The organism is Sutcliffiella horikoshii (genome assembly GCF_008180725.1).
GTDB lineage: Bacteria > Bacillota > Bacilli > Bacillales > Bacillaceae_I > Sutcliffiella_A > Sutcliffiella_A horikoshii_B.
The window spans coordinates 1-24,355 of record NZ_VTEV01000001.1; the positions used below are offsets into that span (position 1 = coordinate 1).

The 24,355-nt window shown below is 39.6% G+C and carries 25 protein-coding genes; 19 read left to right on the forward strand and 6 right to left on the reverse strand.

Going from position 1 to position 24,355, the window contains the following annotated elements; all coding sequences use genetic code 11:
• On the reverse strand, positions 1–609 hold a 609-nt coding region (locus FZC76_RS00005), incomplete at its 3' end, for a helix-turn-helix domain-containing protein (protein WP_148986233.1).
• Between the two features lie 474 nt (positions 610–1,083).
• On the opposite strand from FZC76_RS00005, the gene FZC76_RS00010 reads away from it, so the two are divergent.
• The gene (locus tag FZC76_RS00010) at positions 1,084–1,947 is read left to right on the forward strand and encodes a dimethylarginine dimethylaminohydrolase family protein (protein ID WP_148986234.1); all 864 of its coding nucleotides are present in this window, start codon (positions 1,084–1,086) and stop codon (positions 1,945–1,947) included.
• Positions 1,948–1,969: 22 nt separating this feature from the next.
• The gene (locus FZC76_RS00015; RefSeq protein ID WP_148986235.1) at positions 1,970–2,830 is read left to right on the forward strand and encodes a YihY/virulence factor BrkB family protein; all 861 of its coding nucleotides are present in this window, start codon (positions 1,970–1,972) and stop codon (positions 2,828–2,830) included.
• A gap of 55 nt (positions 2,831–2,885) precedes the next feature.
• Here FZC76_RS00015 and FZC76_RS00020 read toward each other — a convergent pair whose 3' ends face one another.
• Both FZC76_RS00020 and FZC76_RS22830 read right to left on the reverse strand, forming a co-directional pair.
• Positions 2,886–3,200, reverse strand: a complete 315-nt coding sequence (locus FZC76_RS00020) for a hypothetical protein (RefSeq protein WP_148986236.1) — start codon at positions 3,198–3,200, stop codon at positions 2,886–2,888.
• 127 nt (positions 3,201–3,327) lie between these two features.
• On the reverse strand, positions 3,328–3,501 hold the full coding sequence (locus tag FZC76_RS22830; protein ID WP_169290196.1) for a hypothetical protein: 174 nt from the start codon (positions 3,499–3,501) through the stop codon (positions 3,328–3,330).
• A gap of 237 nt (positions 3,502–3,738) precedes the next feature.
• Between FZC76_RS22830 and FZC76_RS00025 the strand changes: the two genes are divergently transcribed.
• The 3 genes from FZC76_RS00025 (at position 3,739) to FZC76_RS00035 (ending at position 7,234) form a co-directional block, all read left to right on the forward strand.
• The gene (locus FZC76_RS00025) at positions 3,739–4,104 is read left to right on the forward strand and encodes a hypothetical protein (RefSeq protein WP_148986237.1); all 366 of its coding nucleotides are present in this window, start codon (positions 3,739–3,741) and stop codon (positions 4,102–4,104) included.
• Positions 4,105–4,222: 118 nt separating this feature from the next.
• Complete coding sequence (locus tag FZC76_RS00030) at positions 4,223–6,412, forward strand: DEAD/DEAH box helicase (RefSeq protein ID WP_148986238.1); 2,190 nt, start codon at positions 4,223–4,225, stop codon at positions 6,410–6,412.
• A 108-nt stretch (positions 6,413–6,520) separates the two neighbouring features.
• A complete protein-coding gene (locus FZC76_RS00035) occupies positions 6,521–7,234 on the forward strand; it encodes a DsbA family oxidoreductase (protein WP_148986239.1) in 714 nt (237 codons plus the stop codon).
• A gap of 594 nt (positions 7,235–7,828) precedes the next feature.
• Here the strand turns inward: FZC76_RS00035 and FZC76_RS00045 are convergent.
• Positions 7,829–8,911 (reverse strand): citrate synthase/methylcitrate synthase, encoded by a 1,083-nt coding sequence (locus FZC76_RS00045; RefSeq protein ID WP_148986240.1) that lies wholly within the window; start codon positions 8,909–8,911, stop codon positions 7,829–7,831.
• A gap of 111 nt (positions 8,912–9,022) precedes the next feature.
• On the opposite strand from FZC76_RS00045, the gene FZC76_RS00050 reads away from it, so the two are divergent.
• The 5 genes from FZC76_RS00050 (at position 9,023) to FZC76_RS00070 (ending at position 13,528) form a co-directional block, all read left to right on the forward strand.
• Complete coding sequence (locus tag FZC76_RS00050; protein ID WP_148986241.1) at positions 9,023–9,901, forward strand: LysR family transcriptional regulator; 879 nt, start codon at positions 9,023–9,025, stop codon at positions 9,899–9,901.
• A 186-nt stretch (positions 9,902–10,087) separates the two neighbouring features.
• Positions 10,088–10,918 (forward strand): electron transfer flavoprotein subunit beta/FixA family protein, encoded by an 831-nt coding sequence (locus FZC76_RS00055; RefSeq protein ID WP_148986242.1) that lies wholly within the window; start codon positions 10,088–10,090, stop codon positions 10,916–10,918.
• Complete coding sequence (locus FZC76_RS00060; RefSeq protein ID WP_148986243.1) at positions 10,915–11,937, forward strand: electron transfer flavoprotein subunit alpha/FixB family protein; 1,023 nt, start codon at positions 10,915–10,917, stop codon at positions 11,935–11,937. Before FZC76_RS00055 ends, FZC76_RS00060 begins: the two co-directional genes overlap by 4 nt.
• On the forward strand, positions 11,937–13,232 hold the full coding sequence (locus tag FZC76_RS00065) for an FAD-dependent oxidoreductase (protein ID WP_148986244.1): 1,296 nt from the start codon (positions 11,937–11,939) through the stop codon (positions 13,230–13,232). The genes FZC76_RS00060 and FZC76_RS00065 overlap by 1 nt, the downstream gene beginning before the upstream one ends.
• Positions 13,214–13,528: a ferredoxin family protein gene (locus FZC76_RS00070; protein WP_148986245.1), complete on the forward strand. Its 315-nt coding sequence runs from the start codon at positions 13,214–13,216 to the stop codon at positions 13,526–13,528. Before FZC76_RS00065 ends, FZC76_RS00070 begins: the two co-directional genes overlap by 19 nt.
• A 151-nt stretch (positions 13,529–13,679) precedes the next feature.
• Here the strand turns inward: FZC76_RS00070 and FZC76_RS00075 are convergent, their stop codons facing one another.
• The gene (locus tag FZC76_RS00075; RefSeq protein ID WP_148986246.1) at positions 13,680–14,018 is read right to left on the reverse strand and encodes a hypothetical protein; all 339 of its coding nucleotides are present in this window, start codon (positions 14,016–14,018) and stop codon (positions 13,680–13,682) included.
• A 194-nt stretch (positions 14,019–14,212) separates the two neighbouring features.
• On the opposite strand from FZC76_RS00075, the gene FZC76_RS00080 reads away from it, so the two are divergent.
• The 3 genes from FZC76_RS00080 (at position 14,213) to dat (ending at position 16,864) form a co-directional block, all read left to right on the forward strand.
• Positions 14,213–15,121, forward strand: coding sequence for a DUF899 family protein (locus FZC76_RS00080; protein ID WP_262372324.1), 909 nt, complete (start codon positions 14,213–14,215; stop codon positions 15,119–15,121).
• Between the two features lie 97 nt (positions 15,122–15,218).
• Entirely contained in the window at positions 15,219–15,983 is a 765-nt protein-coding gene (locus FZC76_RS00085; protein ID WP_148986248.1) for an exodeoxyribonuclease III, read from the forward strand.
• Between the two features lie 20 nt (positions 15,984–16,003).
• Positions 16,004–16,864: a D-amino-acid transaminase gene (dat, locus tag FZC76_RS00090; RefSeq protein WP_148986249.1), complete on the forward strand. Its 861-nt coding sequence runs from the start codon at positions 16,004–16,006 to the stop codon at positions 16,862–16,864.
• Between the two features lie 22 nt (positions 16,865–16,886).
• Here dat and FZC76_RS00095 read toward each other — a convergent pair whose 3' ends face one another.
• Positions 16,887–17,642 (reverse strand): helix-turn-helix domain-containing protein, encoded by a 756-nt coding sequence (locus FZC76_RS00095; protein WP_148986250.1) that lies wholly within the window; start codon positions 17,640–17,642, stop codon positions 16,887–16,889.
• Between the two features lie 187 nt (positions 17,643–17,829).
• Here FZC76_RS00095 and FZC76_RS00100 point away from each other — a divergent pair, with 187 nt between their 5' ends.
• From FZC76_RS00100 to FZC76_RS00125, 6 genes are all read left to right on the forward strand, one after another.
• Positions 17,830–19,104 carry a hypothetical protein gene (locus tag FZC76_RS00100; protein ID WP_148986251.1) on the forward strand — a complete coding sequence of 425 codons (1,275 nt, stop codon included), beginning with the start codon at positions 17,830–17,832 and terminating at the stop codon, positions 19,102–19,104.
• A gap of 126 nt (positions 19,105–19,230) precedes the next feature.
• Positions 19,231–20,460, forward strand: coding sequence for an aminopeptidase (locus tag FZC76_RS00105; protein ID WP_148986252.1), 1,230 nt, complete (start codon positions 19,231–19,233; stop codon positions 20,458–20,460).
• 103 nt (positions 20,461–20,563) lie between these two features.
• Positions 20,564–20,656 carry a YjcZ family sporulation protein gene (locus tag FZC76_RS00110; RefSeq protein WP_010199532.1) on the forward strand — a complete coding sequence of 31 codons (93 nt, stop codon included), beginning with the start codon at positions 20,564–20,566 and terminating at the stop codon, positions 20,654–20,656.
• An 82-nt stretch (positions 20,657–20,738) separates the two neighbouring features.
• Complete coding sequence (locus tag FZC76_RS00115) at positions 20,739–21,962, forward strand: NADH:flavin oxidoreductase/NADH oxidase family protein (protein WP_148986253.1); 1,224 nt, start codon at positions 20,739–20,741, stop codon at positions 21,960–21,962.
• Positions 21,963–22,089: 127 nt separating this feature from the next.
• Positions 22,090–23,259, forward strand: coding sequence for a M20 family metallopeptidase (locus tag FZC76_RS00120; protein ID WP_148986254.1), 1,170 nt, complete (start codon positions 22,090–22,092; stop codon positions 23,257–23,259).
• A 15-nt stretch (positions 23,260–23,274) separates the two neighbouring features.
• Positions 23,275–24,279, forward strand: a complete 1,005-nt coding sequence (locus FZC76_RS00125) for an LLM class flavin-dependent oxidoreductase (protein WP_148986255.1) — start codon at positions 23,275–23,277, stop codon at positions 24,277–24,279.
• Positions 24,280–24,355 lie beyond the last annotated feature (76 nt).

Sequence of the window (24,355 nt, forward strand, 5' to 3'; positions counted from 1 at the left end):
ATTTTCCCTTTCCAGCCTCTGCATCTCACGTTTTATCTTCTGTTCAGGAGAAAGTTCCACTTCTTCCTTTTTCCTCCCACGTTTATCCTGGAGGGCTTCTTCGCCACCATTCTCATACTTTTTCACCCATTGATATACTTGTTGGTAAGAGACCTTGAAGGTCTCCGCTGCCTTATGAAAATCCATGCCGTTCTCTAGATAATAGTGCACTATCTCTATTCGTTCATTTAAGGTAGTTTTTCGTTTGTTAGTCATAGTGAATTTCCTTCCTTTTGAAGTATCCTTTAACTCTCTATGACTATTATAATTCTTAATCCATTTTTGGAGGACAGATTTACTTGATATTTCATACTTCCTAACAAGTTCTTTTTGAGAGTACCCCCCGTTAAGGTATTCACGGACTACCCTCAGCTTATATTCCTTCGTATACTCCTTCGAGGTAGGGTATAAACCTTTCTCCCCCAGACTCTCATACCTATCTATCCAATTATATATAGTGGAGGGACTAACATTATTTATATGGGCTAAATCTGTAATAGTGTGCGTTCGTTTTTCCCAAGCCTTTATGACATTGATCTTGACAGAGAAAGAGCTGGCATTTTTTGACATAATAAATACTCCCCTTAGCGGAAACAGATTTTTGTTTTTTTATCTGTCTACTTAAAAGGGAGCATATCATGATGAAGACCTCAGTGACGAGAAAAAAGGAGTAAAGAGGTCCTCATAGAGGTGATGAAGACCTCGGTGACGAGAAAAAAGGAGTAAAGAGGTCCTCATAGAGGTGATGAAGACCTCCGTGACGTGGAAAAAAGAGTAGAGAGGTCCTCATAGGGATGATGAAGACCTCGGTGACGAGAAAAAAGGAGTAGAGAGGTCCTCATAGAGGTGATGAAGACCTCGCTGACGAGAAAAAACGAGTAAAAAGGTCCTCATATCAGTCAAAGATGAAGCGTAAAGGCAAGATCATCCGTCCAATATTTCAAAGCATATTACCTTTTTTATTTGAAAATGTTTAAGTGATTCTCCGTTTAGGGAATAGAGTTCATAGTACAACCTACATATAACTGATCGGAGGATTACAAAATGACAATTGATTTAGAATATTCGGATAAGATGACAAGACATACATGTGAAAATGAATTTGGAGAATTGAAAAAGGTCATTGTGTGTCCGCCAACTCATATGAGCATCACAGAAGTGATTAATGAAACACAAAAACATTTCTTGGAAGACAATATCGACGAAACGTTGGCAACGAAGCAACATCGCAAGTTTGTACAAGCCATGTTAGCAAACGGTGTGGATGTGTATAGTTTACCTCCGAGTGAGCAATACCCAGAACAAGTTTTTACAAGAGATATCGGATTTACGCTTGGTGATACTGTATTCGTCTCAAATATGGGCAGCGACATTAGATCAGGTGAAGAAAAAGTTCTAAAATCGTGGCTAGATGAACAACAATTATCGTATACGCCCTTATCAGGTTATAGTGTGGAAGGCGGAGATATCATCATTGACCGTGATACCGTTTACGTTGGAATCAGTGGCAGAACAAGCAAGAAGGCCTTAGAACATATAAGCCAATCTCTTTTTGAATATACCATTCAACCTATACCGATAGACAAAACATATCTTCATTTAGACTGCGTATTTAATGTCATTTCACCCACAGAGGCACTAGTTTTTTCGCCTGCACTAAGAGAAGAAGAATTAAACTTCTTATCAAAGAGATATGAATTGATTGAAATATCTAAAGAAGAACAATTTACCATGGGAACGAATGTATTATCTATTGGTAATAATAAAATTTTCAGTCTGCCGTGCAATGAACAAGTAAATGAGCAGCTCCGCAACAGGGGTTATGACGTGATCGAAGTAGATATTTCTGAAATCATTAAGTCTGGTGGCTCGTTCAGATGTTGCACATTGCCTTTACTCAGAGGCTGAAAAGGAGAGGTGGGTGTGAAAGTTGTCGCGAATCGTTAAGTTTTTGAAAAGATTAGGACTTGAAATGAAAAAAGACCGCGCCACAGGATTGGCAGCAGAACAGGCGTATTATTACATGCTTTCATTATTTCCTTTGTTAGTACTGGCTTTATCCATCATTCCTTATTTAAATATGGATCCGCAGAAAGTAATTGAGTTCTTGCAAACCATTATGCCTCCGGAAACTGTCGCAGTATTTGAAGAAAACATCAATGAATTCGTCAATAAACCGAATGGAGGATTGCTGACCTTCGGAATACTTGGAACAATTTGGTCAGCTTCTAACGGGATGAACGCGTTTATCAGCGCGATGAATGAAGCATTTAATGTAGAAGAAAGCAGGCCGTTTTACTTGGTAAGGCTTCTTTCTATAGGGCTTACCATTGGATTGATTTTTGCTTTCCTAATTGCGTTTTTCCTGCCCGTTTTTGGGGGGATCATTATTAATCAGCTTGAATCGTTTATTTATATTCCAGGAAGTACCGCCATCATTTTAAATATCCTAAGGTTCATCATCGCTTTCTTTGTTATTTTCACTATTATTGCGGTTCTGTATCACATAGCTCCTGATATAAGCAAGTCGTTTAAAGAGCTGTTGCCAGGTGCAATAGTTGCCACCGTAATTTGGCAGCTTGTATCCTTGGGCTTTTCGTTCTATGTTAGTAATTTTGGAAACTATTCTGCAACCTATGGAAGCCTGGGTGGGGTAATTATTTTAATGTTATGGTTGTTTTTGACAGGACTTGCCCTTGTCATTGGAGGAGAAATTAACGCCATCTATCATAAAGATCGTATTACTACCAGCTCCAATAAATATCACGATGAAAAATTCACCGCACTATAATAACAAAAGCACCGTTTTCCTTTGATTGGTAACGGTGCTTTTGCTTGATGAACGCTTATATGCCGCGTTCATACTCATGAAGTATTTGTTTTGAACTACTCTTTAATGAATTGGGAAGTTTCTTTATTTCTGCAACTGTAAAAGAAAAGACTGATTTTTTCCAATCAATATCGTTTTTGATGGCTTCTTGCTTACTTTTAAGATGATTCACTTGCTCTTGAATGGCATCGTTTTCTTCCTGAAGACGTTCACCCACAGAATTTATATAGGATAGAGTGGGGTTTGCCTTTTTTCGAAAAGAGATAAAGGAAATACAAAGCAAAATGATGGATAGTACTAAAATTCCAATACTCAAATATACCAGTAGCATTTTTTTCCCTCCTTTTATTACATATAGACTAAATACCCCTCAGTAGATGATAAAAACATAATAAGTTTTTACCACAAAAAAAGAAACCTGTGCAAGGATCTGCAGGTTTCTCGAGTTCAGTTAAATATTAATAACTTTGCTTAATCTCTTCTTCGAAATAAAAGGTTTTAGGGTTTTCTTTTATGGTGTAGGAGTATCTTTTTAAATTGGGGACGTAGTTGAATTTTAAGATGGTTACTTCCTCGCCAGTGCTCTTTAAAATGACTTTTTCATTGTCTTGGAACTTGTTTTTTTGTTTCATTAATGTTCCTACTTTCGATTTGGAATTCTAATCATTCTTTCATTATCTCATAAAATAAGAAGTAATCCCACTTAATCATTAAATAAATTTTTCTCCAATCTCGTATAATTTTAGAAAATGGTGGTAGAATCTGGCATGAAAGGTTAAACTATAAAAAGAGGTAAGTTCCTTTGGTATCCTGGTGTTAAGATTCGCCGTCTAAAGGTGTGAAGCCGACACACAGAGAGGATGACCGATATGTCATATCTATTTTTCCAAGCAAAGGCTGGAGATGGATTGAAAAAAAAAGGATTGAAAAGATCTGATACTTTCCTTGAAACTGCAGAGGATGCTGTTTCAGAAGCCCTTGGTTTAAAGGAACGTATGGATAAAGCCTACAAAAATAATATTACATGGGACTATGAAGAACGGATGAAAGGCTCAACTAATAAAGTGAAAATCCTTAAAGGGTATTTAGATGGAGATAAAAATTCCAATCCTTTTTACCTTGAAATTTCAACTTTAGAAAGTGCAGATAAGATTGCCGTTGCTCCCATGAAACCAAAGACTATTTCCAAGGAAGATAAAAAAGTACTGAAAAATGTTATAAGTTTTTACAAATAAATCGAAATGTATCGCCAGGATCCCAACAAAAATTGTTGAAGGAATCTTGGCTTTTTTATTTTGATAGTGTTTATGATATAGTTTGGGAATGAAAAATGATGAGTTGAGGAAATAAAACATGAAGACGATTCAATATATTAACGAATGGAAAAAAGCATTACAAGCAGAAATACAACATTTAAAGAAATTTGGGAGCACCAAATATCTAATAAATAATGGACACCTAATATCCACCGATGAAGGTTTTACATACTTCTTTGAAACCTATACTTCTGTAAGAATTCCTGTAGGTTCACTCGTCAAAGTTGAATGGGGGGGAATTAAAACGGAAGGGAAAATTCTCTCCTCAGAGGGAAAGAATGTCATCGTTTCCTTTGAACAATCGCTCGGAGACATTATCACAGAAGCCTATCTGTTTCATGATCCTTGGGAGCTGTTGGATCAACTTTTTCAAAGGCTGGATGAACTGAAAGGAAGTAAAAAGAAGAGAGGCCGGATAAAAAGATTGATGCATCCGGAAATGAAGCCTAAGCATCCAACAGATATTATAAAAAGCAGTGTTCATGAATTGATTCTCCGGTCCAAATACAATCCCGTAACCTTTGTTTGGGGACCACCTGGTACCGGAAAAACTTATACTTTGGCAAGGGTTGCTGCTAATAAATATTTTAAAAAGAAGAAAGTTCTGTTGTTATCCCACAGTAACCAGTCTGTGGACGTATTGATGCGAGAGATTTCAACTTTTCTTTCAAAGCAACAACGCAATAGAGAAGGGGATGTACTGAGGTATGGGTCACATAACAGTGACTTATTGGCAAACCTTCCTGCCATCACATCCTCACAACTACTACAAAACCGTGACCCGTTACTTGCTAATGACAGAGACCAACTGATGGAAGAACGGAAACATTTAAAAATAGATTTATCCAAATCCTTCAGTAAGAGAGATTCGGAAACATTGCTGAAACTCGAAACTAAAGTGGCAAGAGTTCTGGAGAAAATAAGGCAGAAAGAAGTGGATTTTCTAGAGGAAGCGTACATCATTGGCACTACGCTCGCGAAAGCTGCTATGGATCCTGCCATATATGAGAAGGAATATGATGTGGTCATAGTGGATGAGGCAAGTATGGCATATGTACCTCAATCCGCTTTTGCAGCCTCAATGGGTAAACATATCATCATATGCGGAGATTTCAAGCAACTGCCGCCTATCGCCTCAGCAAGACATGAACTAGTAGAAAAATGGTTGAAAGAAGATGTGTTTCATCGGACAGGAGTAGCAGACAATGTTCATTCCTCTCGCTTGCATGCTCATTTATTCTTATTAAAAGAACAACGGAGAATGCACCCGGATATATCTGCTTTTACTAACAAATATATCTATCATTCTCTTGTAGGTGACCATCCAAGTGTTAAAAAAAATCGAGAGCATATTGCCAGGCAGCGCCCATTCCCTCATCAAGCTTCCATTATGCTTGATACGTGCTCTACCGGAGAGCATGCCTTTATTGAAAAAAGCAGCAGATCCCGCATTAATTTATGGCATCTACTCCAAGGGTTTCAACTTATTCATGAAGCTTATATAGAGGGGGGAAGATCTATCGGTTATATTTCTCCTTACCGTGCTCAAGCTCAATGGATGGATGTGTTGCTGCAAGATATATATGGACTAGAACTTGAAACAGCCGAGATCGTAACTGCTACGGTCCATCGTTTTCAAGGAAGTGAGCAGAATGTTATCATATTCGATTCTGTCGATAGTTTTCCTTTAGAGAGGCCGGGGATGTTGTTAGTTGGGAAAGAAAGCGAACGTTTATTGAATGTTGCCATCACAAGGTCTAAAGGAAAGTTCATTCACATTTGTGACAGTCAATTTATTAAAAAGAAGGTTTCTTACAATAAGATTATTAGAAAATTGGTAGACCATCAGGAAGAGTCGCAATCACATGTACAGCCCCATCAAATAGGCTCTTGGATTAAACATCAGCATCCAAAGGTCCAATGGATGCATGCTAGAAAGTGGGATAGAGTGATGGCGGACATGAAGCGTTCTAGTCAAACTATTACAGTAGGCATTCAAAACAGTAATGCACTACCTGAAGAATGGAGAACCTACCTAACTAAGTGGAAGAACAGGGTATCCATCATCACAGAGGAAGTAACGTTTCCTTTTATTATCATCGACAACCGCATTCTTTGGCTTGGAGTGCCTGTAGAGGCAACCACCAACACAAAACCACCTTATGTTAGTGTTAGGGTGGAGTCAGAGGCACTATGCCAGAAACTTATTCACCAGTTTGGGATTTAAGAGGTTTATTTGGCCAGGATTCTGGTATCCTTCCAAGACATATTAAAAGAGGTTTCTCACACATTATGGTATGATAATACATACTAGTTTAAGAAATGAGGTGCAACGATGAAAATAGAAATCTGGTCAGATTATGTTTGTCCATTCTGCTATATTGGAAAACGAAGATTGGAAAAAGCATTGGAAGATTTCCCACATAAAGATTCTGTAACAATTGAATATAAAAGCTTTGAATTAGATCCAAATGCAAAGCGTGATACGGAATTCTCTATATATGAAATACTTGCAAAAAAGTACGGCATACCTGTAGAAGAGGCGAAAAGAATGAGCGCAGGGGTTGCAAAACAAGCTGCTGAAGTCGGTTTGCAGTTTAATTTTGATACCTCTATTCCAACAAATACATTTGATGCTCATCGTTTAGGAAAATATGCCGAAACAAAGGGTAAAGCGAAAGAAATGACCGAACGTTTACTAAGATCACACTTTACAGAGTCTAAACATATTGGCAATAAAGACTTTTTAAAAGAATTAGGCATAATCCTTGGGTTGGACTCTGGGGAAGTGGAAGAAGTTTTAGCAGGAGATGCTTTTGAAAAAGATGTCCGTTTCGACCAAAGAGAAGCAAGAGAAATTGGTGTACAAGGTGTTCCATTCTTTGTATTAAACAGCAAGTATGCTATTTCTGGAGCCCAACCGCCGGAGGTTTTTGCAGAAGCTTTAGCTAAAGTTTGGGAAGAAGAAAACCAGAAGCCAAAACTGCAGAATTTCGAGTCTAAGAATAAAAGTGAGACATCCTATTGCTCTGATGATTGTTGTGAATGAATGTTGAGATGTTGATACTTGTTGGAGCCAGAACCTTTAAATTAGGTTCTGGCTTTTCTTTAAGTGATTGGGATCCATCTAATAACCAGATGGGGTTAATATAATATTATTATGTAAACACACTTCTAGAAAATCTTCAAAATGCCGTAGATAATCAAACATATACAGTAAAGATGGGGGTGTTACATCGAAATGTCCGAAGATTTTACGATTTTGTCCAAAGTTTTCACGAAGTTGACCAAAGATTTTCGGTTTTTGACCGAAGATTCAAGAAAGTTGACCGAACCAATTTTTCAAATGACCGAACACCTCAAAATATTCGTCCGAACATACACGTCCATTTGTCCTAACCCCCCTTCAAAACAGCATGAAAATGTCTAAATTTGAGTGAAATTTGACCGAACGGTTTTAAACACCCTAAAAATGTACTAATTTCTTTAGTATTTTGGCAAATTACTTATAAATGCACACAAAAATTATGCAGCAACCTACCACCATGTTGTGATTTCCGGAGAATGTCCGAAATATTGTAAAAGTGACTAAACTAAAAATTCACCACTAAAAAGGCACCTTTTTTAAGGCGCCAGCTCAACTCTATTTCCCCACGTACCTCGACAAAGGCCGATAAATCACATTATCCTCAGCTTGTTCCAAAACATGCGCGGTCCAACCGACCATTCGACTAGCGGTAAAGGTCGGTGTAAAAAGGGAAGAATCCATTTGAATTGCTTTCATGATGGCAGCAGCATAAAACTCTACATTGGTGTATAGACCTCTACCGGGTTTAAGTTCTTCCAACACATCTATAGCCGCACTCTCTACCTCTAATGCCAAATCCAGCCATCTATCTTTTCCTACAAGTCCAGATAAGGTTTCCTTCAGTGCAATAGACCTGGGATCATGCGTTTTATATACTCGATGGCCGAACCCCATCAGTTTTTCTCCAGCCAGTATTTTTTCTCGTAAATGTGATTTTTTATCTTTAGCTTCACTCAAATCGTTCAACAGAAAAATTACCTCAGAAGGAGCGCCACCATGTAAGGGCCCTTTCATCGTTCCGATTGCAGAAGTCACCGCAGATACAAGGTCCGTCTCGGTTGAAGCGGTTACTCTCGCGGAGAAAGTGGATGCATTCATTCCGTGTTCCATTGTCAGTATCATATACGTCTCCAATGCACGGACATGCTCGGGGCTTGCTTTTCTTCCGTTTAACATATACAAATAATTCTCAACATGGCTTAAATCTAGCCGAGGAGAAATTATTTCTTTTCTTTCTAAAGTTCTTTTTCTACAGGCAATGATCGTAGGTATAACCGCTGTCAGTTTCATCGCATCTTCAACGGTAGGTTTCCACTTCATGGATTGATCCCCGGCACTGGAAATCACTGTTCTTATGGTACTCATCATATCCATATCCTCCGGAAGAGCAAATAAGACTTTTTCCATCGTTGGGGAGAGGCTCCTATAGGATGTAAAAGTAGATGTAAATTTTTCTAACTGTACACCAGTAGGCAGTTCTCCAAACCATAAGAGATGCGCAATTTCCTCGAAAGAATAGGTACTTGAGATGTCTCTAATCTCAAATCCACGATAAACTAAACGGCCATTTGTTCCATCCACTTCGGCAATCCTTGTTTGAGCAGCAATGACACCTTTTAATCCTCTTTGTACATCCATTCATAATCACCCTTTCTTTAGTTATCTATATTTTATAAAATATAATTGATTATGAAAATTAAAGATAATAAAACATATTGATTAATAAAGGTAATCAGAGGAGGAGGTTGTATGGAGCTCAATTGGCTCAAAACATTTGTAATCGCTGCAGAACATAATAATTTCAGAAAAGCATCTGAATTATTGTATATTTCACAACCAACAGTGACTGTACATATTAAGCAATTGGAAAAGGAAGTCGGGATTGAACTGTGTGTTCGAGATGGTAGAAAAGTAATGTTGACAGAGGCAGGGCGAAGTTACTTAAAACATGCAAAATCGTTACTAGCTCTTTATGAAGAAGGAATTTCGGAGTTGCATTCTATTCAACAGGGGTTCACATCACGACTCACAATTGGAATTTCGCCATTGATTGCAGATACGATTTTGCCTTTTGTGCTTAAACAATTTATTCGGTCCCATCCTACAATAGAAATATCCGTTAAAATCATAGAATCAATTAAAATTGAACATGCTGTGGAATTGGAGGAAGTTGATATCGGTTTATCATGTCTGCCTAACATAAAAACAGACCTGGAATGCCACCCCTTATATGATGATCCCCTAGTTTTGGTTGTGCCCCACGATGGCTTTGATTTGGAGACAGGATATCCACTGGAAGAAGAGGATATTTTTCGTCACCATACCTTGTTGACTCACAATCACCCTGGGTATTGGGACGAACTATGTCAGCAGATTAAGGCTAAGTATCCTCACACAAAAATGATGAAGGTGTCCCAAACTCATATTACTAAGCGGTTCATTATAGAGGGGTTGGGGGTCTCCATTTTACCTAAAACCACTGTGAGGCGTGAACTTTTAGAAGGTAGGCTACTTGTAGTAGATTGCCGCTCGATAAATCTACCAGATGCCAAAGCATATGCACTGATGAAATATGAGCATTCGTTACAAAAGGAGTTTTTGAGATTTTTATCACATTACAGAATATAGCAGTAAGCAAAATGGAAGCATTACTCCCACGAAAAGGAGTAATGTTTTTTCTTTTGCCCCGGCTTGTCAACAAATCTATAAAAATCGGTATTTTCTCTTTATCTAGTTTATATAGTAATAGTAGTGGGACGAATATACATTACTATACATCATGACAAAATAGATAAAGGGCAGGAGGGAATAGATTTGCTTCACATTGTTGCCTGTATAAAGCAAGTACCGGATACAAAAGTAATTAAGATGAATCCAAAAACGAATACGATGGACCGTGCCAGTGCCCCGGCGATATTAAATCCTTACGATGCCCACGCGGTAGAAGAGGCAGTACGCCTGAAAAACAAATATGGAGGAACCGTATCGGTCGTCACGATGGGACCACCACCAGCAGTTAAGGCTATTCGGAAATGCATCGAAATTGGGGCCGACGAGGGATACATGATTTCAGACAGAGCTTTTGCCGGAGCGGATACCTTAGCAACCAGTTATGCATTAACAAAGGCAATCAATAAAATTAGTGAAATAAAGCCGATCGATTTGATCATTTGCGGAAAAATGACCATTGACGGTGATACAGGACAAGTAGGGCCCGGTATTGCCCGGCGTCTTGATATACCACCATTGACTTCTGTTAATAAAGTTGTCGAAATCCAAAAAGATGATGGCTGTATGGTGGTTCATAGGAAACTAGAAGATGGATACGAGGTTGTACAAACTACCATGCCTTGCTTACTTTCAGTAGAAAAAGAGATAAACGAGGTACCCTATTCTTCTTTTCCGAACATGCTAAAGGCTGCCCGATATCAACCTGTTATTTGGTCTGTCAATGATCTTGAGGATATAGATCGAAAACAGCTAGGTTTAAAGGGCTCACCAACCATTGTTGCAAAAGTTTGGGCCCCTCCTAAGCCAGAGGGTGGGAAGATACTTGAGGGTGACGCGGACGAACAAGTGCAGCAGTTGCTTTCCGTAGTGTTGGAAAAGAAAGAGTTGTTTGCAGAAATGAGGGGATCAAAGTGAGTTTTGAGGATTATAGCGGGGTCTGGGTTTTCATTGAAGAAAATGAAGGGAAGATTGCACCGGTTTCCTTGGAACTACTTGGGGCCGGACGAACGCTTGCAGACAAACGTGGAGTGGAGCTTGCTGGAATCGTCATTGGTGAAAATGTCACAGGACTTGCTGATACAATTTTTGAATATGGAGCAGACAAGGTTTATGTATATGACCAACCGATCTTCCAATTGTATCGTACGGAATCATTTATGAAAGCACTGCTCCATTGCAGTGAAAAGTACAAGCCGGAGATTATTTTGTATGGGGCTACATCAACTGGAAAGGACCTTGCAAGTGCTGTTGCAACAGATCTTCCAACAGGCTTAACTGCTGACACAACTGAACTGGATGTTGAGGAAGATACAGGGTTACTATTGGCAAGTCGCCCGGCATTCGGTGGGAATATCATGGCGACCATCCTCTGTAAAAAGTACCGCCCACAAATGGCGACTGTCCGTCCGAAAGTGATGAAAGCGCTCCAACCTGAAGAGGGTCGTACGGGGCAGTTAATTGCAGAGCAAGTTGATATCAAAGAAGAAGATATGCGTACAAAAGTATTAAAGATTGTCAGGGAAACCAACAAAAAGATAAGAATCGATGAAGCGGATATAGTCGTCGCTGGCGGAAAAGGTCTTGGAAGTGAACAAGGATTTGAACTTGTTCATCAACTTGCAAAAACCCTTGGAGGAGTAGTTGGGGCAAGCCGTGATGTAGTAGAAGCCGGCTGGGTGGAGCACCATCATCAGGTCGGGCAAACAGGAGTAACGGTAACACCTAAGATTTATTTTGCTATTGGTATCTCTGGGGCGATTCAGCATATTGTGGGAATGAAGAATTCAGGATTGATTATCGCCATTAATAAAGACCCGGATGCAGCCATTTTCCATTCATGCCATTATGGGATCGTCGGAGATGCATTTGAAATTGTCCCGTTGCTTGTAAAGGAATTCCATAAAGCTTTACATGGAGAGGAGGTAGAAGTTTAATGCCTGAAAAGTTTGATTGTATCGTGGTTGGTGCAGGTCCTGCAGGTATCTCATGTGCATATGAACTTGCTAAGGGCGGTGCGAATGTTCTTTTGTTGGAAAGAGGGGAATACCCAGGATCTAAAAATGTTATGGGTGGAGTGTTATATAGAAAGATGATGGAGGATATCATTCCTGATTTTCATAAAGAGGCCCCGCTTGAAAGGCCCATTGTCGAGCAACGCTTTATGATGATGGACAAGGAATCCGCCGTTACATTCGGTTACAAAGGCCTGGAGTGGGCACAGGAACCTTTTAATAATTTTACCGTTTTAAGGGCGAAGTTTGATCAATGGTTTGCCGGAAAAGCGGTGGAACAAGGGGCATTACTTGTCAATGAAACGGTCGTTCTAGAATGTATTGTGGAAAACGGAAAAGTGGTGGGGGTAAGGACAGATAGGCCTGATGGTGAAGTCTATGCAGATGTAGTGGTTCTTGCAGATGGTGTGAATTCCTTACTGGGTAAATCGCTCGGTTTTCACAAGGAATACCGGCCAGATGAAGTGGCCCTTGCCACGATGGAAATCATTAAGCTCGACAGTAAGGTGATTGAGGATCGTTTCAACCTGGAAAAGAACCAGGGTTGTACGATAGAACTCTTAGGAGATGCCACAAAAGGCATTCTTGGTACAGGATTTCTGTATACCAACAAAGACACTTTAAGTATTGGGGTCGGAACACTTCTATCCGGATTAATTGAGCATAAGATAAGACCATATGAACTGTTGGAATATGTGAAAACACATCCGATGGTCCGACCTTATCTTGCTGGCGGGGAACCTGTCGAATACCTGGCCCACTTGATTCCAGAAGGTGGGTTGAAATCAATGGGGCGTATCGTGGCTGACGGGGTATTAGTGGTAGGTGACGCGGCACAGCTTGTGAATGCCATCCACCGTGAAGGATCGAACCTTGCCATGACTTCAGGGAGGCTGGCGGCATCCACTATTCTTGAAGCCATGGCAGTTGGAGATTTTTCCGAACGGACGCTGGATCAATACAGGGTCAATCTCATGAAGAGCTTTGTTGGCCAGGATATGAAAAAATACAAGGATTCCACCCATCACTTTAATAAGTTTCCACAATACTTTGATCAATACATCCCAATGGTAAACAGAGCAGCCAGCCAGATGTTTACAGTTGATGGTAAGTCCAAGTGGGAAAAGCAGAAAAAGATCTGGAAGGATCTTGGCTCACCGAAAGAAAAACTTAAACTAGCCCGAGATGCATACCGGGCATGGAAGGTGATGAAATAATGAGTGAACAGAAAAAGGGTCAGTCTATCGAAGAAAAACAATATCTGGTTCGCTTTAATGCTGACACCAAATCACATTTGACAGTCATGGATGAAGATATTTGTTTAACAAAATGTCCCGATAAGATCTGTACTATCTTTTGCCCGGCGGAAATTTACAAATGGGAAAACATTAGGATGCATGTGGGTTACGAGGGTTGTCATGAGTGTGGCAGTTGCCGAATTGGTTGTCCCCATCAAAATATTAAATGGGAGTATCCAAAAGGCGGTCATGGAATTGTGTTCCGTTTAGCTTAGAAGTCTATCGCATTAGCGGTGGGCTTTTTTTAATTGTAAAGGGGAGGGGGTCTTTAAAAAAAGGGTACCTAGGGGCATCATATGTATAATCTTTCACAAACATCTGCAAAAAGAAAAACGTAGTGTTTTTCTTTTTTTACACTTTTCTTTCTTAACCAGCGATTGTATAAAGCTGACCGTCATTTGCAATTCGTTCCACTTCTGAAGTGTAATCTATAGCCTCATCAATGGATAAGAAGAAGGACGAAACATATAGAGGATGCTTATAGTCAAATCCTCCACCTATTTCTGCCGGGAACACAACTACTTGCCAATGGTAATAATCATCTCCCGTCCCCATTGCTCTGCCTTCAAGGGCAATCAACCAGTGACTGTAATTATCACAGCACTCAAAGTCCGTCACTTTTTCTAAAAAAATTACAAGATCATCCTTATTAATTGGAACCAAAGACTTTGGGTAAAATTCTCCGTAATTAGGAGCTTCTCTCATAAACATCTCTCCTTTACATGAAATATGGGTAAGTAGTAGTTGTATTATTATATGAAGGAGCACTTGAATTATTTTGTGTTTTTTGAAAATTTAATTTTATTTCACATCAAAGGTTGTATAATAGATAGATAGATCACTATCAGGAGTGAAAAGGCCCAGGTGACAAATACAGTCATTATAGGAATGGAGTGATCGTGTTGAACCAAACGGAAATGTTAACAGAAATTCAACAACTCGAGATGGAAATCCTCGAAAAGAAGAAGCAGTTAGCAAAAATGAAACGCAACATAGAAAAAGAGAAAGTCGATAATTATGTCTTCTCGTCTTTTCAAAATGGTAGGGTAAGCTTGGCAGAGTTATTTGAAGATAAAAATGAATTATTCGTGGTTCACAACATGGGGAAAAGCTGTTCCTATTGCACAATGTGGGCAGATGGATTTAATAGTGTATATCATCATATCCGCAGAAAGGCTGCGTTTGTTGTATCAACCCCAGATGCGCCAGATGTTCAAGAGAATTTCGCAGAGGAAAGAAGTTGGAATTTCCCGGTTGTTTCTACAAAAGACACGACTTTTAAAGAGGACATGGGATTTGTGGTGAATGGTGGCTATTATCCTGGTGTTACCGTCTTTACAAAAGATGAAAAGGGAGATATTTACCGTCATTCAAGCGCTTTTTTCGGACACGGAGATGATTATTGTTCGGTATGGCCATTATTCGATCTTCTACCTTCCGGATATGAAGATTATAAACCAAGTAAAAAAATCAATGACCGTTCCCCTTATCAGTTGACAAATAACATAGCAATACAAGTGAAAGATTATGAGAATGCTATTGAATTTTATCACCAAATCCTTGGGATGAAACCAGAAAAAAGTACAGATTCTGAAACACTATTTACTATGAATGGCACGAATTTATATGTAGAGAATCATAATAAGGGTGATGATTCATCCGTATTTTTCGAATTCGCAGTTGAAAACATGGAAGATGCTAAAAAAGTCTTACTGGCAAATAACTGCATCATTACGAAGGAGTTTAACGAGAAGAGTATGATGATAAGTGACCCCTACGGATTAAAATTCCATCTATTTCAAGTGTAATGACGAAGGTTAGGATCGCTTTTCTTTTTGAAAAGCGGTTCTTTTTGATATACTGGGCTAAATATAGTAATAGTTTAGAAGGGAATTACGTGCACCTATGAAATTAGTATCTTGGAATGTAAATGGAATTAGAGCTTGTGTTAAAAAAGGATTCATGGATTATTTTAATGAGATGGATGCGGACATTTTCTGTATTCAAGAAACGAAACTTCAAGAAGGGCAAATCGACTTAGATACGCCAGGGTACTATCAATATTGGAACTATGCAATCAAAAAAGGATATTCAGGCACAGCTGTTTTCACAAAAATAAAACCTCTGCATGTACGTTATGGATTGGATGAGGAAAAGGTTGAAGAGTGTGAACCGGAAGGTAGGATACTGACTCTTGAGTATGAGGATTTTTTCTTAGTGAATGTGTACACCCCAAACTCTCAACGAGATTTGGCAAGACTTCCTTTTCGATTAGATTGGGAAGACCGTTTCTTGGCTTACATAAAAATGCTAGATCAGGAGAAGGCAGTTATTTTATGTGGAGATCTAAACGTAGCACACTCGGAAATTGACTTGAAAAATCCTAAATCTAACCGCAACAGTTCTGGCTTTACAGAAGAAGAAAGAGGTAAGATGACCAGGTTGCTAGGAGAAGGATTCACCGATACATTCCGCCATTTTTATCCTGACTTGAAAGACAAATACACATGGTGGTCCTATATGAATAAGGTCCGCGAAAGAAATATCGGTTGGCGCATTGATTATTTCATCGTTTCCGATAAGTTAAAGGATTCATTGAAGGACGCTGAGATACACTCTGATATTATGGGAAGCGACCATTGCCCTGTGGTACTTGTAAGGAATAAATAACACATCTGGAGGTATTGAAAATGAAAGTATTGGTGAATGGTGAGATAATTAACAGAAGTGAAGCAAAGGTGGACATTGAGGACAGAGGGTACCAGTTCGGCGACGGGGTTTATGAGGTTGTCAATATATACGAGGGGATTCCTTTTACCCTAAAAGAACATATTGCAAGGTTGTATAGGAGTGCTAACGAAATTGGCATTCAATTATCCGAGCAACCAGAACAGCTTTGTAACAGGTTAATGGAACTTATTGAAGCCAATAACATGACAAATGGAGGACTATACCTTCAAATTTCTAGAGGAGTCTCTAACAGGTCACATCATTATGATCAAACATTAACCCCCCAACTTGTTGCATATCCACTTCCTTTTAAAAATGTATCGGATGCCCAGGCAAAGGGAGTGGAAGCCATTACTGCAGAAGACTTGCGCTGGCTTCGATGCGATATAAAAAGCCTGAACCTGCTTTACAATATTATGGTCAAGCAAAAAGCAAGCGAGGCGGGGGCGTTTGAGTCCATACTTATTAGAGACGGGATTGTGACGGAAGGTTCATCTTCTAATATTTTCATCATAAAAGACGGGATTCTCCTAACTCACCCAGCGAATAACTTGATTTTGAACGGGATTACGAGAACGAAGCTGTTAGAAATTATGGATGCGAATGGGTGGGACTATAAGATTCAACCATTTCAAAAAGAGGACCTGATGAAGGCAGATGAAGTTTTCCTTACTTCAACAACGAGCGAAGTCATGCCAATCATCAAAGTTGATGGCGTCACATTTTCACAAGCAAAGCCTGGCCCATTTACACGCAAATTCCAAACAGCTTTCCGCGAAGTAGTCAAAGCCGAAACAAAAACCACCACAGAAAAAGCATAGAGTCCACTCTCTATGCTTTTTCTTAAGTCTTCTTGACTTGTGAAGGGGGTATTCCCATCCACTTTTTAAACATCCGATTAAAATAGGACTGGTCACAATAACCTAAATGCTCCGCGATTTCCTTGATCGTCATCTTCGTGGTACTTATTAAATTCCAAGCATTATTGATTCGCGTCTGATGAAGATACTGAATAGGGGTGATACCTAATACCTCTTTAAATAAGACTGTTACATAATTCGGAGTCACTCCGATTAAAGATGCCAACTCTTCTATGGTAATATTACGACGATAATGCTGAAGAATATAATCTTGCATATTACGAACTGAAGATTCTTTTACAGGAGAAGTATGCCATTCTGCTCTTTCCTGAGCACTCATGATTAAAAGCTCCAATAAAATATTTTGAGACAATTCCTCATGAAATAATCTTTTACTATGCCACTGCTCATTTAAAAAGGTCAGTCGTTGTTCATAATAAGCAGACTTACGAGGTTTAAATAAAATTATCTCATCTTTAATAAAGTTTTGGTAGGTTGTCTCACTTCTCTCAAAAACGACGGTGTATTTGCGATGACCTGCATCTTTATCGTTTTTCCATGACCTTGTGCTTGTGGAAGGAATCAATAATAGATCTCCTTTTGTTAAATGCATCACTCTTTCTTCAACCTGATATTGAACTTTGCCTTCTGTTACATAAACAAGCGTGTCTAGACCTTTTGCTTTCTTCACATCCCAATGTGGAGAAATATCGTAGAAAACCCCATGAATATCGGGCATCACACTCACTCCATTCTATATAAATCGATGAATTATCCAACAAGTGAAGTTTTATCTATTTTCACAGAATAAGAAATTTTGTATGATTATTATATCATTTACAGTAAGAAATTGAATTGCATTACGAATAAAAAAGCATGAAATATACAAGTTTCTTCCCATATAATGGATGAAAGGGGCAAAAGAGATGCCAACCAATGAATATCATAATCTACCAACTAAAGTGAAAAAGTTTTTTGATCGTCAATTTCATGATTCCTACGCATTATTTGAGGCTTCACGTAATCAACGTACAGGACTTTATGCAGATGGATATATGACCCTTGGAGAAAATCCGGATTTTCGCTGTTCCATAGCGGCCACAGGTGTCGGTCTAATCAGCCTTGCTATTGCAGATTTGGAAGGCTGGGATAATCATGCTTCTACTAAAGCTCTATTGACCTTGCAAGGAGTTTCTGGAGAAGTTGAAGGCTGCGAGGTTGCAAGAGATGATAAATCTGGTTTCTTTGCCCATTTCGTCGATATGGAAACAGGAGAGAACCTTGATTCGGAGTTTTCTACCATTGATACGACTCTACTTTTAACGGGAGCTTTATTTGCAGGAAATCATTTTGCAAAAAAAGAGCCAAGGATTCTGGAGATGGCTGAAAAACTGCTTTACTCTATTGATTGGAGTATCGTAGTTGCAGACAAAGATAAAGGTGTCATTAACATGATAGCAAAGGACGGGGAAGGGATTGCACCGCTACCGGCCTATAATGAGTATGTAATGGTCTCTTATCTTGCTCTATTAGGGAAACCTCATGATGAAAACATCCAGGCACTTTGGTTGAACAATTTTGCAAAAGATAAAATTAAGGAGCTTCCACAAGAAGATTTTCGTGGATTAGCTGTTCTAAACGATCATCCAGGCGCCTTTTTATCATCCTTCGTTCATCAATTTCCTTATTTTCTAGTTCCGGAATACGCAGAAAGTACGACTTATCTGGACTACTATAAAAATGCTTGTTTGGCTGACAGAATGAAATGGAAAGAGCTCGAAGATGTTCCTTCATATATATGGGGGTATGGTGCAGGCCCGAATGACGGGTTATTCGGCGGATACCATGCTGACAGAATTAACGATGCCCCACACAATATTGCCTCGTCCTACATTATTGGAGGTTATCTGCCGGTGTATCCTGCAGGGATCTATGACCTGTACGCTCAATACTCCCTGCACATTCCATATGATGTGTACTCTAACCCAGAAGATAAAGAGGACGAAGAAAACTTTAAAGCGGCTTACAAATACGGACTGCACCGTATTTCCTGGTGGCATCTCGAACAACCAAACCGCTGGTATCCAACAAAAGTAACCCTAATTGACTGGAGCAGCATGCTGTATGGATTAGCAGGATTCAAACATGGTATGTCACTTTTCAATACAAACCTCCCGAGAGTCAGTACGGTTTTGAAATAATACAAGCTATTTAAAGGCAGGACCAACTATGGTCACTGCCTTTTTTCCTCTAGAAAACTAGACAAATTGATGGGAACGTGATATTTTTTGGGAACATAGGAAAATTCTTAGGGGGTATACATAATAATGAGTAATCTTCACACAACCATGGAAAAATACGCTGAACTTGCCGTCAAAGTCGGAGTAAATGTACAAAAAGGCCAAACCCTAATTGTAAACGCTGACATCGCAACAGCACCTTTCGTTAGGCTTGTAACAAAAAAAGCATACGAAGCAGGTGCAAAGCTCGTTCAGATTGAATGGACAGATGAGCAAGTGACAAGAATCCGTTACGATGAAGCACCAGAAGAGTCCTTTGAGTATTTCCCTAGCTGGAGAGCGGAAATGTTTGAGAAAGCATATGAAGAAGGAGCAGCAATGCTTGCTATCACTTCTGTAAACCCAGATTTGCTAAAAGGTGTGGATGCTTCTAAAATTGCAAACTTACAAAAGGCAGCAGGTGAAGCAACCAAAGGCTATCGTAAAATGGTCATGGCTGATAAAATCAGCTGGTCTATTGTTGCAGTTCCGTCTAAAGGCTGGTCCGCAAAGGTATTCCCTGATTTATCGGAAAACGAACAAGAAGAAAAATTGTGGGAAGCTATTTTCCACGCAACAAGAGCAAATCTCGAGGATCCTGTCAAAGCGTGGATGGAACACAAAGAAAAACTTAGTGAGAAAGTGGAATTCCTCAATAACAAAAAGTTTAAATCCCTACACTATAAAGCTGAAGGTACAGATTTGACAATTGATTTAGCAGAAAAACATGTATGGATTGGACCTGAGAGCATTAACGAAAACGGTGTAGCCTTTATAGCCAACATGCCAACCGAGGAAGTCTTTACCACTCCACTTAAAACAGGAGTAAATGGTACGGTGAGAAGTTCCAAGCCATTGAACTACGGGGGAAACATGATTGATAATTTTTCTATCACTTTTGAGAACGGAAGAATTGTCTCATTTGAAGCGGAAGAAGGCCATGAAACACTTCAAAAATTGATTGAAACAGATGAGGGATCACACTATTTAGGTGAAGTTGCACTTGTGCCACATGATTCTCCGATTTCCAATACAAATCTTATTTTTTATAATACGTTATTTGATGAAAATGCATCTCATCATTTGGCGATTGGAAATGCTTATTCTTTCGCACTTGAAGGTGGCAAACAGATGTCAGAAGAAGAGCTTGAAGCAGCTGGGGCGAATTCAAGTATTACCCATGTTGATTTCATGATTGGATCAAGCGACATGGATATTGACGGTATTACTAAGGACGGCGAAAGAGTACCGTTGTTCCGCCAAGGTAATTGGGCATAAACCACTATAGAACATTCCCTGCCTAAAAAACATTCCATAGCCTATACGTAGGACGAGTATCATGCATAAATTGTATTGTAGTCTACGTGAAGGAGGGAATTGTATGTCAGGTGGAAATTATGGTGGAGGCTTTGCACTGATTGTAGTGCTTTTCATTATCTTGATTATCGCAGGTGCTGGTGCGTTAAGATACTAATTTAACAAATAGAGTAAATGGTTGGAGTGTCTTCCAACCATTTTTTCATATCCATGTTAGGACAAGAGTAGGGGGGAAAAGAATGGCACAGTTACATGACAAGTTGTTGTTGCCAAATGGAGTTGAAATAAAAAACAGATTTTTTAAAGCAGCGATGAGCGAAGGGATGGCAGACGAACACAATAGACCCACAAGAAAACTGGTCCGACTATATGAAACTTGGGCACAAAGTGAAGCTGGCATTGTTGTGACAGGCAATGTCATGGTCGACAAACGTGCACTAGGTGAACCCCGAAATGTCGTAGTCGAAAATGAACAAGATCTAGATTTATTGAAAAGTTGGGCAAAGGCAGGAACAAAGAACGGAACTCATCTTTGGATGCAAATCAATCATCCGGGGAAGCAAGTGTTTAAAGGAATTGTAAAAGAGGCTGTTGCCCCGTCCAAAGTAGAATTTGATCCAAAACTTCAACGCTACTTCCCTGTAGCGAGGGAGCTGCAAGAAGAAGAAATAATCGACATCATTCAACGTTTTGCCAACACAGCAAAAATTGCCAAGAAAGCAGGATTTACAGGTGTTCAGCTTCATGGTGCCCATGGTTATCTTATCAGTCAGTTTTTATCACCCCGACATAATAAAAGGACAGACCAATGGGGAGGATCACTCGAAAACCGAATGAGATTTCTGGTGGAAATCTATAAAGAGGTTCGAGAGAAAGTCGGTGACTCTTTTCCGATAGGAGTTAAACTAAATTCTGCGGACTTTATGAAAGCCGGATTTTCAGAGGAAGAAGCCTTAAAGGTTATTAAATCATTGGACCAGCTGGGAATAGATTTAATTGAAATTTCAGGGGGTTCTTATGAAAGTCCACAAATGACAGGGATGAATGTAAAAGAGAGAACCAAAAGAAGGGAAGCGTACTTTCTTGAGTTTGCAGCAGAAGCTAGGAAGGTATCAAAAGCACCACTCGTTGTAACAGGAGGATTCAGAACGTTAAGTGGAATGAAGGAAGCGATTCTTGAAGGAGCAACATCCATGGTGGGATTAGCTCGTCCAATGGCCGTCTATCCTTACCTTCCTAAAGAACTTCTACAAGGGAAAAGGGAATCTATTGAACTTGTACCAAGAAAGACAGGAATTAAATTAGTGGATCAAACCGCTATGCTAGAATTGACATGGTATAGTAACCAGTTAAAACGTATTGGAAAGGGCAAGAAACCAAAACCAGAACTTTCCCCTAAGGTGGCTCTATTGCAGACACTATGGAAAAATGGTTTAGATGTTTTTCAAATGAGAAGAGTATAATGAAGAGGGAGCTTCCATTAATTGGAGAGCTCTCTTCGCTTATTGGAGGCAAATAATTATTATTTAAATAAACTTCATGTTACTATATTTCCATTCACTAAATAAATTGTCCAAAGGGGATTAATAAATGAAGCAAATCATAACAGATTTCCTTGATTCAAACAAAAATGACTTTTATGAGATAAGTACATATATAGGAGAAAACCCTGAACTTGGACATGAGGAATTCAAATCAGCCAAAGTTCTTTCTGACAAACTTTCAGAACACGGATTTGATGTTCGATTGGGGATTTGTGGGCTGGCAACTGCTTTTGAGGCTGTTTTTGACAGTGGGAGACCGGGCCCAACTATCGGATTTATGTGTGAATATGATGCCCTTCCTGAGATCGGCCATGCTTGCGGCCATAATTTAATAGGCACGATGGGTATCGCAGCCGGCATTGCCACTAGTAAAGTATTACAAGGAACTGGCGGCAAAGTTATTGTTTATGGTACCCCTGCCGAAGAAACTAAAGGCGGCAAAGTGACAATGGCGGAGCAGGGTGTTTTTGATAACTTGGATGTTGCCATGATGGTTCATCCACTGCATTCCTATGTGAAGAGTGGGTCTTCGCTTGCAATGGATGCAATACAATTTGAATTCCTCGGGAAACCTGCCCATGCTGCGGCAAACCCTGAAAAAGGAATTAATGCATTAGATGCTGTGATTCAAACTTTTAATGGAATTAATGCGCTAAGACAACATGTAACTAGCGATACACGCATTCATGGAATTATTCCTGAAGGTGGAAAAGCGGCCAACGTGGTGCCGGATTATGCTGTCGCTCAATTTTACGTACGTGCCAAAACACGCAGTTATGTGAATGAATTGGTAGAAAAAGTGAAATCAATAGCAGAAGGCGCAGCGATGATGACTGGTGCAACAATGAAAATGTCCAACTATGAATTATCCTACGATAACATGGTTACAAATGAAACACTGTCCGATATCTTTACAGAACAGTTGGTTTCGCTAGGAGTGTCTTCTGAAGAGATTATAGAAAATAGAGACGGATCTGGTTCACTAGATATGGGAAATGTAAGTCTAGTAGTTCCTTCTATTCATCCGTACATTAAAATTTGTAATGAGTTATATAGTTGCCATACCACTGAATTCCGTGACGCTGCATTGAGTGAACAAGGAAAAGAGGCAATGATCCTTGGAGCTAAAGCAATGGCATCGACCGCTTACGAACTTTTAACCAAACAAAAGCTATTAAAAAATATAAAAGAAGAGTTTGATAAGGCTCCAAAGTAAGAAAGGAGAATAAATATGACCGTAAGAAATAACCAGGTACCACTATCTGTCTTGGATCTGGCCCCAATTGTAGAAGGAAGTACTGCTCAAACTTCATTTAAAAACAGTGTGGAACTTGCAAAGCATGTGGAAAAACTAGGATTTACCCGCTATTGGCTTGCCGAGCACCATAACATGAGAGGAATTGCAAGCTCTGCCACTTCTGTTGTGATTGGTCATATAGCAGGCGCAACAAAAACGATAAGGGTTGGGTCCGGGGGCATTATGCTACCTAATCATGCCCCGCTTGTCATAGCAGAACAGTTTGGGACATTAGAATCCATATATCCTGGAAGAATTGACCTAGGCCTCGGCCGGGCACCTGGAAGTGACCAACTGACTGCGGCGGCACTTAGAAGGGAACGCAGAACAAGTGGAGACGATTTTTCTAATCAATTAGCGGAATTGCGTTCTTATTTTCACCCTGATGGAACCACAAGAGTAAAAGCGGTACCCGGAGAAGGATTGGATGTTCCGATTTGGTTGCTTGGTTCAAGCGGTTTCAGTGCAAAGCTATCTGCAGAGCAAGGACTCCCTTTTGCTTTTGCCAGTCATTTTTCACCAGACTATACGTTGCCTGCACTTCAAATTTATCGCAGTTCCTTCAAATCATCTGAGCATTTAGAGAAGCCTTATGCCATGATCGGTGTGAACGTAATTGCTGCCGATAGTGAGGAGGAAGCCGAATATTTAGCAACCTCAATTCAGCAACAATTCCTTAATTTGATCCGGGGTAATCCAGGCCAACTGAAGCCACCAGTGGAAAATATGGACTCGCTTTGGAGCGAGTATGAGAAACATGTGGTTGCACAACAGTTGAAATATACCGTTACTGGGAATGCAGAAACAGTAAGGAAAAAGCTTTCCGCAATACTAGAAGAAACACAAGCAGATGAACTTATTGTGAATACTCATGTTTATGACCAGCAGGCAAGGTTGAAATCTTATCAGATTTTGGCAGATACTTGGTTTGGACACTAAGCAGACATCAACCTCTACTTTTTCGGTAGGGGTTTTTTGTTTTTTAGGAAACAAGAGGGACGGGAAGGTTTGCTTT